Genomic DNA, 13,342 nt, shown 5'->3' with positions numbered 1-13,342 from the left:
GGCCCGGGGGCGGTGACGTCAGTCCAGCGCCGACCGCAGCCGCGCGGCGTACGACGCGCGCTCGCCGTCGTCGTAGCGCTGCCGCGGCCAGAAGAAGCCCCGCAGGCCGTCGCCCTTGGTGCGCGGCACGACGTGCAGGTGCAGGTGGGGCACCGACTGGCTGACGGTGTTGTTGACCGAGACCCAGCTGCCCTGCGCGCCCAGCGCCTCGACCACCGCGGTGCAGAGCCGCTGGGCCGCGGCCAAGAACGGGTCGCGCAGCTCGCCGGGCAGGTCGGGCAGGGTCACGACGTGGGTGCGCGGCACCAGCAGCACGTGGCCGCGGAAGACCGGTCGCTGGTCGAGGAAGGCGACGAGGTCGTCGGTCTCCAGCACGAGGTCGGCCGGGGTCTCCCCCGCCACGATCGCGCAGAAGACGCAGCCGGCCTCGCTCACTCGCACACGACCCCGGCGCAGCGCGGGTCGAGCACGACACGGCCGGCGCCCGCGCTGGCGTCGAAGTGGTGGGCGTCCTGCACGCCGTAGGTCCAGCGCAGGCCGTGGGCCCGCATGGCGCTGACCACGGCGTGGGCCGAGGAGCGCCACGCCACCCTCGGGTGCGAGCGGGAGGGCCACCAGGTGTTGGGCACCGTGCCCTGCTGGGAGCGGTAGGGGTTCTCCCACGGGTTGACGTCGAGGGAGCGGCCGTAGGAGTGCGGGGAGCGCACGCCCGGGCGCCCGACGACGTCGCGGCAGTTGAAGGCCGAGGTGTTGTCGGCGGCCATCGAGGCGTAGTCGTCGGCGCCACCGAGGCGCTTCGACCAGCCGAAGCGGTCCACGCGGTACATCGCGCGGATCGGCAGCTGCTCGCGGTACATCTGGCCCAGCGCGCCCGCCATCTGGCCGACGGCGCCGGTGGCGGCCACCAGCTCACCGCGGTACCGGTAGCCGTCGAAGCCCCAGTAGTTGATGCGCAGCAGCCGCAGGCCGGAGCGGCCCACGGGGCAGCCGGCGTGCCAGCTGCGGCCGGTCATCTGCTTCCAGACCCCGTCGGGGATGGCGGTGACGACCGGGCGGGCGCCCTCGCCGGTGGCGCGGGGCTGGCGGGGCAGGGAGATGCGGGGCCGTGGGGCGCCGGCGGGCAGCGCGACCGGGGTGCCCGGCGGGCGGTTGTCGACCAGGTGCGTGCCGCTGACCGAGCGCTCGAGCCAGGCCTTGGCGGGGGCGAGGGCGCGGTAGACGGTGTCGACGCGGGGGCGCACCGTCAGCGAGGCGCGGCCCTGGTCGTCGGTGCGCACCCGGACCGGGTCGCTCCACGCCTTCGCGCCTCGCGGCTTGCTCTGCACCGTGACGCGCCCCGCCACCGGCGTGCCGCTGCCGGTCGTCCACCGCACCGCGAGGTCCACCGACCGCTCGTCGACGACCCTCCCGGGTCCACCCAGGCGCAGGTCGGAGCCGCGCTTGCGCAGCGGCAGCACCGTGGTGGCCTCGGCCGCCGGGTGGGTCGCGTCGCCGGCGAAGACCGCGCGGACGACGTTGTCCTTCGGCGCGCGGGCGAGCACGACGTCGACGACCACCGCGCCGGCCTCGTCGCTCAGGGCGCGGGCGACCTCGGCCCACTCCCCTCCCCGGCGCCGCTCCACGACGACCTCCGCCCCGGCGACCGGGGCGCCGGCGTCGTCGCGCAGGGTCGCCGTGAGCGGCGTGGCGGTGTCGGCGTAGCGCGCGGGCGCCTCGACGGTCAGCCCCGGCGCCCGGGCCGCGGTGGCGGGCAGGGCCGCCAGGGCCGCGCCCGCGAGGGCGGCGCAGACGAGCAGGACGAGCAGGCGCAGAGGGGTCTGCAGCAGGGACGGCATGGCGCTCAGTGTGCCGATCCCCCGCGCCGTTGGGCAGCCCCCACGCGGGCGAGGCACGCGCGGGGCCCGCCCCGGTCCCGGCCGCCGGCTACCGCCCGGCGACCCAGCTGTCGCGCGCGTAGACCGCGGAGTCGGGGTGGTCGGCGAAGACCCCGTCGACCCCGGCCTCGAGGAAGGCCTGCACCTCGGCGAAGACGTCGCCCTTGGCGTCGGGGTCGGTGCCGGAGCGGAAGTCGGTGGCCATGAACTGGTTCTCGTCGCGCACGGTGAACACCACGACCCGCAGGCCCGCCGCGTGGGCGTCGTCGACGACGTCGCTGGGCCCGGTCAGCGCCCCGGAGGCGTCGCGCGGCAGCACGACGTCCTTGTTGGGGCCCAGCCAGTCGGCGTAGCGCGCCACCTTCGCGAGCCCCGCCGGCGTCACGAGGTCGGCGTACGTCGTGTCCTTGCCGGCCGCGACGAGGTCGTAGGGCGCGCCGGTGGCGTCGACCAGCTGCTCGACGGGCGCCTCGGTGAGGCGGTCGATCTGCTTGAGGTTGGTGGTCTCGAAGGACTGGATGAGCACCTTGCTGCGCTTCTCGTCCAGGCCGAAGCGCTTCAGCTCGCGCAGCATCGGCTCCTCCAGGGACAGCCCGATGGAGTCGAAGTAGGTGGGGTGCTTGGTCTCCGGCGCGACGCCGATCCTGCGGCCGGTCTCCCGGGAGGCCGTGCGAGCCAGGCGCAGCACCTCGGTGAAGGTCGGCACCCGGAAGCGGCCGTCGTAGCGGGTGTTGTCGGGGCGCACCTGCGGCAGCCGCTCCACGGCACGCAGCGTGCGCAGCTCGCGCAGCGTGAAGTCCTCGGTGAACCACCCGCTGACCTCGCGGCCGTCGATGGTCTTGGTGGTGCGGCGGTCCGCGAACTCGGGGTGCTCGGCGACGTCGGTGGTGCCGCTGATCTCGTTCTCGTGGCGGGCCACGAGCACGCCGTCCTTGGTCGGGACCAGGTCGGGCTCGATGTAGTCGGCGCCGAGCTGGATGGCCAGGCGGTAGGAGGCCAGCGTGTGCTCGGGGCGGTAGCCCGAGGCGCCGCGGTGGCCGACGACGACCGGGGTGCGCAGCTGGGTGACGGGCCGCTCGGCGGCAGCGGACTGGGCGGCGCGCTCCTGCTCGAGCGCGCCGGCGCCGCCGGCGGGGCGGGCCTCGGCGGGGGCGAGGAGGCCGGGCCCGACCAGGAGGGCCAGGGCGGTGAGTCCGGCGACGGGCAGCAGGGTGCGGGGGGAGGTCTTCCGAGAGGTCATGGGCGCACCGTAGGACGACGCCGGTGGCCGGTCGGGGAGGCGGCCGTGAACGGCGGGCGACGCGCAGCGGTCCAGCGCGGGACCCTCAGCGCACACCGGGGGCGTAGATCACCTCGGGTCGCTCGATGCACAGGCGGGTCTCGTCGTCGGCGGCGAGCTCCGGGTGCGCGGCCAGGGCGGGCTGCAGCTGGGCGGCCAGCACGTCCATGCGGGGCACGAACGGGGTGGAGACGCCGATGTCGGCCTGGCCCGGCCGCCGTACGTCGAGGAACCAGCGCCCGGTGTTGCCGGGCGCCGACGACGACACGAAGCGGTGGATCCGCACCGTCGTCGGCGGAGCGAGCGGGGCCTCGCGCCGCTGCCACAGCGCCCGTTGGTGGAAGGTCCCGGTGGCCTGGTCGATCCAGACCCGCGAGGTCCACACGATCCCGATGCCCAGCAGGAGCGCGAGCGAGAGGAGTCCGAGCAGGGGCACGACCACCACGGTCAGCGCGGTCCAGTCCATGGTGCCCCGCACCACGCGCAGCAGGTTCCACCCGAAGCCCGCGACGACGAGCGCGGCGACGGCGGTCATCAGCAGCCGCCACAGGATCGAGGGCCGCATCGTCTGGTCGCTCATGGTGCCTCCGAGGGGGTGACCGCCCGCGACGGCGGGGAGGGGCGGCAGGGTCGGGTCGTGACTGCTCCCCGACCCTAGCCGCTGCTCGGCAGCGGTGTTTCGCGGTGCGCGCCCGGGGGCACGGTGGCGTCGACGCCACCCCCACGCCGGACGAGAGGAACCCGCCATGCTGACCGGAGAATCCGAGGCGAGAGCCCGCATCGAGCGCGCCGCCGCCCAGGCAGAGGACAACTTGCGACGGGCCCAGCGGATGAACGGCGAGCTGGCCGAGGTGAGGTCGGTGGGCCACTCCCGCGACGGCGGGGCCGAGGTCACCGTCAGCGCCTCGGGCGTGCTGGTCGACCTGCACGTCACCGCGAAGCTCGCGCAGCGCCCCGCCGAGGAGATCCGCGCCGCCATCCTGCAGGCCAACGCCGAGGCCTGCTCGCAGGCCCAGCAGCAGGTGCGCGAGGTCTCCGGTCGTTGGCTGGGTGAGCGCAGCGAGTCGGCCGCGGAGATGGACCGGCACTTCGGCTCGATGCTCGACCAGGCCGCGACCCCGCCGGAGGACGGGCCGCGGGGCTCGGCGGGCAGTGGGGTGCTGCGATGAGCATCGACGTCACCCTGGGTGAGATGCGGGCCCACGCCTCGCACCTCGACGACATCGCGGAGACCGCCACCGAGGGTGTCGACGCCGGCCGCGCCGTCTCCATCCACGGCGACGCGTTCGGCCTGCTCTGCGCCTTCATCGGCGAGGCGCTGGAGCCGGTGCAGTCGGTGGGCGTCGACTCGGCCAAGGCGGCGGTCGCCGGCGTGTCCGGCACCGCCGACGCCGTCCGCGGCCTGGCCGACATCTTCGGCTGGACCGACGACGTCGTGAACGACCTCTTCAACGTCTTCAAGGGGCAGTGATGACCGATCCGCTCGTGGCCCCCGAGGTCGACTCGACGGCGTGGTACACCGGCGCCGGGCCGGTGGAGAGCCTGGCGGCCAGCGGGGTGGCGCTCTCGGAGGGCGACTGGGTCGAGGGCGCGGTCAACGGCGTCTTCGGCGGCCTCGAGACGCTCGCCGACATGACCGACCCCTTCGGCGCCGTCGTCGGCATGATCGGCGGCTTCATCATGGAGCACGTCGCCCCCTTCCCCGAGTGGCTGGACCAGCTCGCCGGCAACCCCGACGAGATCCGTTCCTTCGCCACCACGTGGATGAACGTCGCCGACCACCTCGACAGCAACGCCGACGACTTCCTCGCCACCGTCCGTCGCGACGCCGGTCGGTGGGAGGGCCTCGCCGTCGACGCCTACACCGCCGCCGCGGACGCGCTCGAGGACATCCTCAAGGCCTTCGCCACCGCGATCCGCGGGGTGGGCGGCGCCACCGAGCTCGCCGGCGGCATCGTCGCCGGCGTGCGCGCCCTCGTGCGCGACGCCATCGTCGAGGTGGTCAGCTGGATCCTCGGGGCGATCTGGAAGTTCACCACCCCGTACCTCCCCAAGGGCCTGCAGGAGCTGGCCTCCACGGTCGTGGAGTGGGTCGCGAAGGTCCGGCGCTTCCTCGACGACCTGGTGTCGACCGTCAGCCAGCTCGGCACCCGCATGAACGACCTCATCGCCTCGATGGGCGACGGCGGCGCCAAGGTGTCGGAGGTGCTGGGGCGGTGGGGTCAGCTGTCGGTCGTCGAGCCCGGGTTCGACATGGACCGACTGGTGAGCTCGGTGTCACCCGGGGGCGGCGGCCTCAGCAGCGGGATCCCGACCCTCGCGAAGGTCACCTACGACGGTCTGACGGAGTCCACCAAGTACGTCAGCGACGAGTGAGGCCCCGGCTCGCGGAGGCCACGGACACCGCGAGCACGGCGACGAGCACGAGGGCCAGGGTGGGCGCGGCGACGACCCACCAGGCCCGTTCGGCGTAGCCGGCGCCCTCGGCGAGCAGCAGGCCCCACTCCGGTGAGGGCTGGCCCGGGCCGAGGCCGAGGAAGCCGAGCGAGGCCAGCGCCAGGGTCACCCCCGGCACGCGCAGCGCGGCGTGCCGCACGACGGGGCCGACGGCCCCCGGCAGCAGGTGGCACCAGGTGCGTCGCAGGGGCCCGACGCCCAGCACGGGGAGCACGGCAACGTGCGGTCGGCCGCGGGCCTCGGTCACGAGGGCCGAGGTGTGCGCGGCCAGGGGTGCCCAGCCCACGGCCGCCACCGCGACCGCCGCGCCGAGCGTCGACGGCCCGGCGAGGGCGGCCACGAGCAGCCCGGCCACGACGGGCGGGGCGGCGTTGGCGACCTCGACCGGGCCGGCCGAGAGTCGGGGCGCCAGCCCGACGACGAGGCCCACCACGAGGCACACCACCACCACGGCGAAGGCGGTGCCGACCGTGGTGAGCGCCCCGTGGGCCAGGCGGGCGAGCAGGTCGCGTCCGCTGGCGTCGGCGCCGAGCCACAGCCCCGGCCGCGGCGCCTCGAGACGCCCGTGGGACGAGGCGTAGGGATCGCCCGGCAGCCCGGCGAGCACCATCGCCAACAGCAGCCCCCCGGCCAGGAGCGGTACGCCGAGGGCGCGCCGGCCGGCCCGCGGGGCGGGCGCGGCGCTCGGCACGCTGGCCAGCCGCAGGGCCGGTCCGAGCAGCGCGCGCCGCAGCAGCGCCACGACGAGGCCGACCGCGACGGCCACGACGACCAGCAGCAGCACGCCGGCCTGGAGCGCCGGCACGTCCTGCGCGCTGGCCGCGCCCAGCACCGCCCGGCCCAGCCCCGGCACGGCGAAGACCTCCTCCACCGCGACCGCGCCGCCGAGCAGCCCGACCACGACGAGGCCGACCTGGCCCACGACCGACGGCAGGGCACGGCGCAGCACGGCGAGGGCCAGCCGGGCCCGGGAGCGCCCGACCAGCAGCCAGGTGTGCACCCACGGCTCCCCCACCACCGCGCCCACCGCGTCGGCCAGCAGGCGGCCGACCAGTCCCCCGCCGGGCAGCCCCAGCGCGAGCGCCGGCAGCACGAGGTGCTCGGGGCCCTGCCAGCCGTAGGGCGGCAGCCAGCCCAGCCACACCGCGCCCACCAGCAGCAGCACGGCGCTGAGCACGAACTCCGGGAGCGCGGTGAGCGCCACCGCGCCGACGCCGGGGCCCGCCCCGCGGTCGCCGCGCAGCCCGCCGACCAGCGCGGGCACCGCCACGACGGCCGCGACGACCAGCGCCACCACGAGCGCGGCGAGCATGAGCGTCAGCGAGACGCCGGCCGCCGACAGCAGCCCGGGGCCGACCGGCCGCCCGGAGATCCACGACGTGCCGAGGTCGCCGCGCGCCAGGCCCGCCACCCAGTCGCCCAGCACCGCGAGCGGTCCACGGTCGAGGCCGAGCTCGGCGCGCACCGCGGCCAGCGCCGCGGGCGTCGCCTCGAGCTCGGCGTACCGGGCGCGCAGGACGGTGTACTCCGCCGAGCGTCCCGAGAGCCAGGGCAGCACACCCACGAGCACGAGCACGCCCAGCCCGGCGCCCAGGCGCGAGGCGGTGACCAGGGCCGCCGCGCGCGTCATCCGACGGAGGTCGAGGCGTCCACCAGGGCGCGCTCGCGGGGGTCGCGCAGGGCGTCCTCGACGCGCTCCGACTCGCCCTGGACCACTCGCTCGTGCAGCAGCGGCACGACGGCGTCGGCGCCGAGCACCAGGGCTTCGACGGCCATCGTGGCGGCCTGCCGCTCGGGGCCGACCGGCAGCGCCGCGGCCTCCTCGAGGGCGGCGTCGACGTCCTCGTCGCAGAGCTGGGCGATGTTGAAGGAGCCCTCGCAGGCGAAGTCGCTGTAGAGGTAGGCCACCGGGTCGCCCGAGTCGAGCACGGTGGCACGGGAGAGGATGAAGGCGTCGAAGGCGCCGTCGAGGGCGTCGGCCTCGATGAACTGGTACTCCCGCACGTCCTGCTCGACCTCGAAGCCCACCGCCTCCAGCTCCTGCTCGAGCAGCACGGCCACCTCGGGCAGCTCGGCGCGGTCGGTGAAGGTGCCGAGGCTGATCTCCACCCCGTCGACCGGCGCCGGCTCGGGCCGCTCGCCCAGCAGCGCGGCGTAGGCGTCGTCGCGCAGGTCGGCGGCCCACGGGATCGCGGGGCCGAGCAGGCCCTCGGCCTCGTCGGCGCGGCCCTCGTAGACGTCGGCGACGAGCCGGGCCCGGTCGATGGCCGTGCGCGCCGCGGCCCGCACGGCCGGGTCGGCGAAGGGGCCCTCGGAGGTGTTGAGGTAGAGCGTGTTGGTGCGTGGCATCGGCACCTCGTAGATGAGCGCGGGGTCGATCTGCGGCAGCTGGCCCACCGGCACGGCCTCCACCACGTCGGCCTCCCCGGTGCGCAGCGCCGCGGCGCGCGCGGTGCCGTCGGGCACGTAGGAGACGTCGAGGCCCGCGGCCTGCGCCGGCTCGCCCCAGTAGTCCTCGAAGCGCTCCAGCGTCGCGCCCGCCGTGCCGGCCACCTCGGTCAGCTCGTAGGGCCCGGTGCCGGTGCCCACGGGCGACACCGTCCCGTCCGGGGCGTACGCCGAGGCCGCCAGCACCGCCAGCTGCGGGCTCGACAGCCGCTGCGGCACCAGCGGGTCGGGCTCGCCGGTGGTCACCACCAGGGTGTCGCCGTCGGCCTCGGCGGTGAGGGTGACCCCGTCGAGGATCCGCGGCGGCGGGCTGGCCTCGGCCGCGGCGGTGAGCGAGGCGGCCGCCTGCTCGGCGGTCAGCTCCGTGCCGTCGTGGAAGGTGACCCCGTCGCGCACCGCGAAGCGCCAGGTCAGGTCGTCGGCCTGCTCCCAGGAGGTGGCCAGGCCCGGGAGGGCGCCGCCCTCGTCGTCGAGGGTCACCAGCGTCTCGGCGGTGCTCCAGCGCGAGAGCTTGAAGGCGTCGTCGGACAGCGGGCTCAGCCCCGAGCGCGGCGGCTGCAGCATGGCCAGGCGGATCCGGTCGTCGCCGCCCCCGCCGCCCCCGGCGTCCTGGGCGCCCGGGGCCCCGCCGCAGGCGGTGACGGAGGCCAGCAGCACCGCTGCGGCGGCGAGGTGGGAGGGACGGGGCGTGCGGATCATGCGGGGCTCTCTTCTCGGGTGGCTTCTCGGGTGGCTTCTCGGGTGGTGGGTGAGGACAGGTCGCGGGCGCCGACGAGGGCGCGGGTGGCGGGGTGGGTGGGCCGGGCGAGGAGGCGGGTGGTGGGGCCCTCCTCGACGACGCGGCCGGCGTCGAGCACGACGACGCGCTCGCAGGTCCGCTCGACGGCCTCGAGGTCGTGGCAGACCAGCAGCAGCCCGATCCCGTCGAGCCCGGCGATTACGTCGAGCACGTGGTCGCGCAGGTCGTGGTCGAGGCCGCTGACCGGCTCGTCGGCCAGCAGCAGGCGTGCCCCGCAGGCCAGGGCGCGGGCCACGGCGACCCGCTGGGCCTGGCCGCCGCTGAGCTCGCCGGGGCGTCGGTGCCAGAGGTCCTCGTCGAGGCCGACGCGGGCCAGGGCGGCCCGGGCGGTGCCCACCGGGTCGCCGGGCACGCCCAGGCGGCGCGCCGGCTCGGCGACCAGGCGCTCCACGCGGTGGCGGGGGTCGAGGGAGGCGGCCGGGTGCTGGGGCACGTACTGCACCGCGCGGCGGTACCACCGCAGCGAGCGCACCGACCCCGGTCGCACGGCGCGCCCGTCGAGGGCGACCTCGCCGCGTCCGGGGGCCAGCAGCGCCAGCGCGACCTGGAGCAGGGTGGTCTTGCCCGCGCCGGAGCGACCGACCAGGCCCACCCGCTCCCCCGGAGCGAGCCGGAGGGTGACGTCGTCGAGCGCCGGCGTGCTCGCGCCGCGGTGGTGGCCCGGGTGGTGGTGGGTGACCCCGCGCAGCTCCAGGCCGCTCACGCCACGCGCCCCTCGGCCAGGGCCACCGTGCGCGAGCAGAGCCGCGCGGCGACCTCGCGGTCGTGGGTGACCAGCAGCAGGGCGGCGCCGCTGCCCTCGCAGTGGCGCTCGAGCAGGTCGACGACGCGGGCCCGGGCCACCGCGTCGAGGGCGGTGGTGGGCTCGTCGGCCACCAGCAACCGGGGGGCGCAGACCAGCGCGAGCACGGTGCAGACCCGCTGGAGCTGCCCGCCGGAGAGCGCGGCGGGGTGGCGCCCGAGCAGCGCCGCGGGGTCGGCCAGGTCGGCCTGGCCCAGCAGGTCGAGCACGAGGTCCCGGGCAGCCGCGCGGGTGAGGCCGCGGCGGGCCCGGGCGGCCTCGACGAGCTGCACCCCGACGCGCACCAGCGGGTTGAGCGCGGTCGCCGAGGCCTGGTGCACCGCGGCCAGGCCCGCGCGCTCGCGGCGGGTGCGGCCGAGGCGGCGGCGCAGGTCGACCGGGCGGCCCTCGAGCACCAGCCGCCCGGAGGCGGCGTACGCGGGGCCGAGCGTGCCGAGCACGGCGGCCGCGGTGAGGCTCTTGCCGGAGCCCGACGGGCCGACCAGCGCGACGCGCTCCCCCGCCGCCACGGCGAGGTCGACGCCCGCCACGAGCCTGCGCGTCGCGACGCGCACGTCGAGTCCCTGCAGCTCCAGCACGTCGCCCCCCGGCCCCTCGGCGCCAGCAGGCGCAATGATTATCGTTCTCATTAAGCCTGCCAGACCACTCCCCCGCCCGTCACATCGGGCCTTGCGCCACCCCGGGGCGGGTGGCATGGTGAAGCAGCCCCGAGCGATCGCTCGGCCCACGTTCAGGAGCCTCGTGTCCGATCACCCCGATCTCGTCCTGCCCGCCCCCTCGGCCCGCGCCGTCGAGCTGCATGACCGGATGGTCGCGTTCATGCGCGACCACGTGCTGCCCGCCGAGACCACCTACGCCGAGCAGGCCTTCGCCGGCGGCCCCGACGACCACCGCGTGCCGGCGGTCATCGAGGACCTCAAGCGCACCGCCCGCGAGCAGGGGCTGTGGAACCTCTTCCTCCCCCACGAGTCCGGGCTCACCCAGCTGGAGTACGCCCCGATCGCCGAGCTGTCCGGCTGGAGCAACGACCTCGGCCCCGAGGCCATCAACTGCCAGGCGCCCGACACCGGCAACATGGAGCTGCTGCACCTGCTCGGCACCGAGGCCCAGAAGGAGCGCTGGCTGCGCCCGCTGCTCGACGGCGAGATCCGGTCGGCCTTCGCGATGACCGAGCCCGACGTCGCCAGCAGCGACGCCACCAACATCGCCACCCGCATCGAGCGCGACGGCGACGAGTACGTCGTCAACGGCCGCAAGTGGTGGACCTCGGGGGCCATGGACCCCCGCTGCGCGCTCTTCGTGGTCATGGGCAAGACCGATCCCGAGGCCGTCCGGCACCGCCAGCAGACCATGGTGGTCGTGCCGCGCGAGACCGCCGGCGTCACCGTGGTGCGCGACCTGCCCGTCTTCGGCCACCACGACCAGCACGGCCACGCCGTCGTCACCTTCGAGGACGTCCGGGTGCCGGTCGCGAACGTCGTGGGAGAGGAAGGAGGCGGCTTCGCCGCCGCCCAGGCCCGGCTCGGCCCCGGCCGGATCCACCACTGCATGCGCGCCCTCGGGGCCGCCGAGCGCGCCCTGGCGCTGCTCGTGGCCCGCGCCCAGCAGCGCGTGGCCTTCGGCTCGCCGCTGGCCGACCAGGGCGTGGTGCGTCAGCAGATCGCCGAGTCGCGGCTGGAGATCGACCAGGCCCGCCTGCTGTGCCACCGCGCCTGCCACGTCATCGACACCGAGGGCAACAAGGCGGCCGCGTCCCTGGTCGCGATGGCCAAGGTCGCGGTGCCCCGCGCCGCCACCGCCGTCATCGACCGGGCCATCCAGGTGCACGGCGGGGCCGGCGTCACCGACGTCACGCCGCTGGCCGCGATGTACGGCTGGCACCGCGCCATGCGCCTCTTCGACGGTCCCGACGAGGTCCACCTGCGCTCGATCGCCAAGGCCGAGCTGGGCCGCGAGCCCGTCCTGCCGCCGGGCTCCACCCGGGTCTGAGCCGGCTGCGGGGCCGGCGGCGGGGCCGGCCGACGCCGGCTAGCCCCGCAGCTCGCGGCGCAGGATCTTGCCGGTGACGGTCTTGGGCAGCTCGTCGATGACGACGACCTGGCGGGGGTACTTGTAGGCCGCCATGCGCTCCTTGCAGTGCGCGATGAGCTCCTCGGGGGTGGCGCTCGCGCCGGCCTTGAGGCTGACGAAGGCCTTGACGGTCTCGCCCCGCACCTCGTCGGGCACCCCGACGACGGCGGCCTCGCGCACGGCGTCGTGCTCGGCGAGGACGTCCTCGACCTCGCGCGGCCAGACCTTGTAGCCGGAGGCGTTGATCATGTCCTTCTTGCGGTCGACGATGAAGATCCAGCCCTCGGGGTCCATGAACCCCACGTCGCCGGACCTCAGCGCCCCGCCGGGCAGGTTGGCCGCCGTCTCCTCGGGCTTGCCCCAGTAGCCGGCCACGACCTGGGGGCCGTCGGCCACGATCTCGCCGACCTCGCCCAGCGGGAGGTCCGCGCCGTCCTCCCCCACGATCCGCACGACCGTGCTCGGCACGGGCACGCCGACCGAGAGCGCCCCGGAGGTCGGGTCGACCGGCGAGGGGGCGCCGAAGGGCGTGAGCGTCATCGGGCTGGTGGTCTCGGTGAGGCCGTAGGCGTTGTGCACCTGCAGCCCGGTGCGGGCCTTGAAGGCCCGCTCCGCGGTCGGCGAGATGGCCGCGCCGCCGGAGTAGACCGAGGTGAAGGAGGCGAAGTGGTCCTCGGTGAAGTCCGGGGAGTTGAAGAGCGCGTTGAAGGCCGTGATCGCCCCGATCGTGTACGTCGGCCGGTGCTCCAGCAGCGCGTCGAGCACGACCTGCGGCTCGAAGCGGTAGGCCAGCACCAGCGGCAGGGGCGCGGCGAAGCTGATCGCGATGTGGCCGATCAGCCCGGTGATGTGGAAGAGCGGGGCGATGCCGAAGACCGAGCCGCCGCGGGCGAAGCGCGCCCGGTCGCGGTAGACGCGCGCGGTGAAGACGATGTTGCGATGGGTGTTCATCGCCCCCTTCGGCACCCCGGTCGTGCCCGAGGTGTAGGTCAGGAAGGCCACGTCGTCGGGCGCCAGCTCCACCGGCGGGGGCCGCTGGCCCCGGCGGGCCTCGAGGAACTCCACGAGGTCGTCGGTGCCGGCGTGGCGCTGGCGGGTGACACCGGCGAAGAGCCGCGGGTCGTGACGGGTCTGGTAGTCGAGCTCGCTGGTGGTGAGCACCAGCTCGACCGAGGATCCCGGCACGACGTCGCGCGCCACCTCGTCGTAGAGCGTCTCGAGCGCGACGAGCACCCGCGCCCCGGAGTCCTGGAGCAGGTAGGTCAGCTCCCGGGCCCGGCTCATCGGGTTGATCGAGACCATGACCCCGCCGGCTTTCCAGGTCGCCAGCAGGCACACCACGAACTGCGGCACGTTCTGCAGGTAGACCGCGAGCCGGTCGCCGCGCTCGAAGCCGCTGTCGAGCAGCGCCACGGCGAGCGCGTCGCTCTGGGCGTCGAGCTCCTCGCGGGTCAGCACCCCGTCGAAGTACCGCACGGCGTCACCGGTCGGGTCGGCGGCGAGACCGGCGCGGAACATGGCCAGGCCGTCGGTGTGCTCGGGCTCGAGGTCGGCGGGCTCACCGGCGTAGAGCCCGAGCCACGGGCGCTCGTCGTAGACGCTCATCGGGTCTC

The 13,342-nt window shown here is 75.7% G+C and carries 13 protein-coding genes; 4 read left to right on the top strand and 9 right to left on the bottom strand.

What is annotated here, in order from left to right; genetic code table 11:
- Positions 1–18: 18 nt before the first annotated feature.
- From ASF50_RS03770 to ASF50_RS03755, 4 genes are all read right to left on the bottom strand, one after another.
- Positions 19–435, bottom strand: coding sequence for an HIT family protein (locus ASF50_RS03770; protein ID WP_056903538.1), 417 nt, complete (start codon positions 433–435; stop codon positions 19–21).
- A complete protein-coding gene (locus ASF50_RS03765) occupies positions 432–1,835 on the bottom strand; it encodes a M15 family metallopeptidase (RefSeq protein WP_056903537.1) in 1,404 nt (467 codons plus the stop codon). Before ASF50_RS03765 ends, ASF50_RS03770 begins: the two co-directional genes overlap by 4 nt.
- A gap of 88 nt (positions 1,836–1,923) precedes the next feature.
- Complete coding sequence (locus tag ASF50_RS03760; protein WP_056903536.1) at positions 1,924–3,114, bottom strand: glycerophosphodiester phosphodiesterase; 1,191 nt, start codon at positions 3,112–3,114, stop codon at positions 1,924–1,926.
- Positions 3,115–3,199: 85 nt separating this feature from the next.
- A complete protein-coding gene (locus tag ASF50_RS03755; protein WP_056863634.1) occupies positions 3,200–3,733 on the bottom strand; it encodes a hypothetical protein in 534 nt (177 codons plus the stop codon).
- Between the two features lie 166 nt (positions 3,734–3,899).
- On the opposite strand from ASF50_RS03755, the gene ASF50_RS03750 reads away from it, so the two are divergent.
- From ASF50_RS03750 to ASF50_RS03740, 3 genes are read left to right on the top strand one after another with little or no spacing between them, the layout of a single operon-like run.
- A complete protein-coding gene (locus ASF50_RS03750; protein WP_082502733.1) occupies positions 3,900–4,322 on the top strand; it encodes a YbaB/EbfC family nucleoid-associated protein in 423 nt (140 codons plus the stop codon).
- On the top strand, positions 4,319–4,624 hold the full coding sequence (locus ASF50_RS03745; protein ID WP_056903534.1) for a type VII secretion target: 306 nt from the start codon (positions 4,319–4,321) through the stop codon (positions 4,622–4,624). Before ASF50_RS03750 ends, ASF50_RS03745 begins: the two co-directional genes overlap by 4 nt.
- Complete coding sequence (locus tag ASF50_RS03740; RefSeq protein WP_056903533.1) at positions 4,624–5,529, top strand: WXG100 family type VII secretion target; 906 nt, start codon at positions 4,624–4,626, stop codon at positions 5,527–5,529. Before ASF50_RS03745 ends, ASF50_RS03740 begins: the two co-directional genes overlap by 1 nt.
- Here the strand turns inward: ASF50_RS03740 and ASF50_RS03735 are convergent.
- From ASF50_RS03735 to ASF50_RS03720, 4 genes are read right to left on the bottom strand one after another with little or no spacing between them, the layout of a single operon-like run.
- Positions 5,516–7,240, bottom strand: a complete 1,725-nt coding sequence (locus ASF50_RS03735) for an ABC transporter permease subunit (RefSeq protein ID WP_056903532.1) — start codon at positions 7,238–7,240, stop codon at positions 5,516–5,518. The two genes, ASF50_RS03740 and ASF50_RS03735, sit on opposite strands and share 14 nt — an antisense overlap.
- Positions 7,237–8,757, bottom strand: a complete 1,521-nt coding sequence (locus tag ASF50_RS03730) for an ABC transporter substrate-binding protein (RefSeq protein WP_056903531.1) — start codon at positions 8,755–8,757, stop codon at positions 7,237–7,239. The genes ASF50_RS03735 and ASF50_RS03730 overlap by 4 nt, the downstream gene beginning before the upstream one ends.
- Entirely contained in the window at positions 8,754–9,560 is an 807-nt protein-coding gene (locus tag ASF50_RS03725) for an ABC transporter ATP-binding protein (protein ID WP_082502731.1), read from the bottom strand. The genes ASF50_RS03730 and ASF50_RS03725 overlap by 4 nt, the downstream gene beginning before the upstream one ends.
- The gene (locus ASF50_RS03720; protein ID WP_056903530.1) at positions 9,557–10,237 is read right to left on the bottom strand and encodes an ATP-binding cassette domain-containing protein; all 681 of its coding nucleotides are present in this window, start codon (positions 10,235–10,237) and stop codon (positions 9,557–9,559) included. The genes ASF50_RS03725 and ASF50_RS03720 overlap by 4 nt, the downstream gene beginning before the upstream one ends.
- Before the next feature lie 163 nt (positions 10,238–10,400).
- Here ASF50_RS03720 and ASF50_RS03715 point away from each other — a divergent pair, with 163 nt between their 5' ends.
- Positions 10,401–11,648 (top strand): acyl-CoA dehydrogenase family protein, encoded by a 1,248-nt coding sequence (locus ASF50_RS03715; RefSeq protein ID WP_056903529.1) that lies wholly within the window; start codon positions 10,401–10,403, stop codon positions 11,646–11,648.
- Positions 11,649–11,687: 39 nt separating this feature from the next.
- On the opposite strand, the gene ASF50_RS03710 is transcribed toward ASF50_RS03715, so the two are convergent.
- The gene (locus ASF50_RS03710) at positions 11,688–13,334 is read right to left on the bottom strand and encodes an AMP-binding protein (RefSeq protein WP_056903528.1); all 1,647 of its coding nucleotides are present in this window, start codon (positions 13,332–13,334) and stop codon (positions 11,688–11,690) included.
- Between the last annotated feature and the right edge of the window lie 8 nt (positions 13,335–13,342).

Origin of the sequence: Nocardioides sp. Leaf307 (genome assembly GCF_001423135.1) — a bacterium.
GTDB lineage: Bacteria > Actinomycetota > Actinomycetes > Propionibacteriales > Nocardioidaceae > Nocardioides > Nocardioides kribbensis.
Note: the sequence above shows the minus strand (reverse complement) of the source record. Positions and strands in the feature narration are given on the sequence as shown.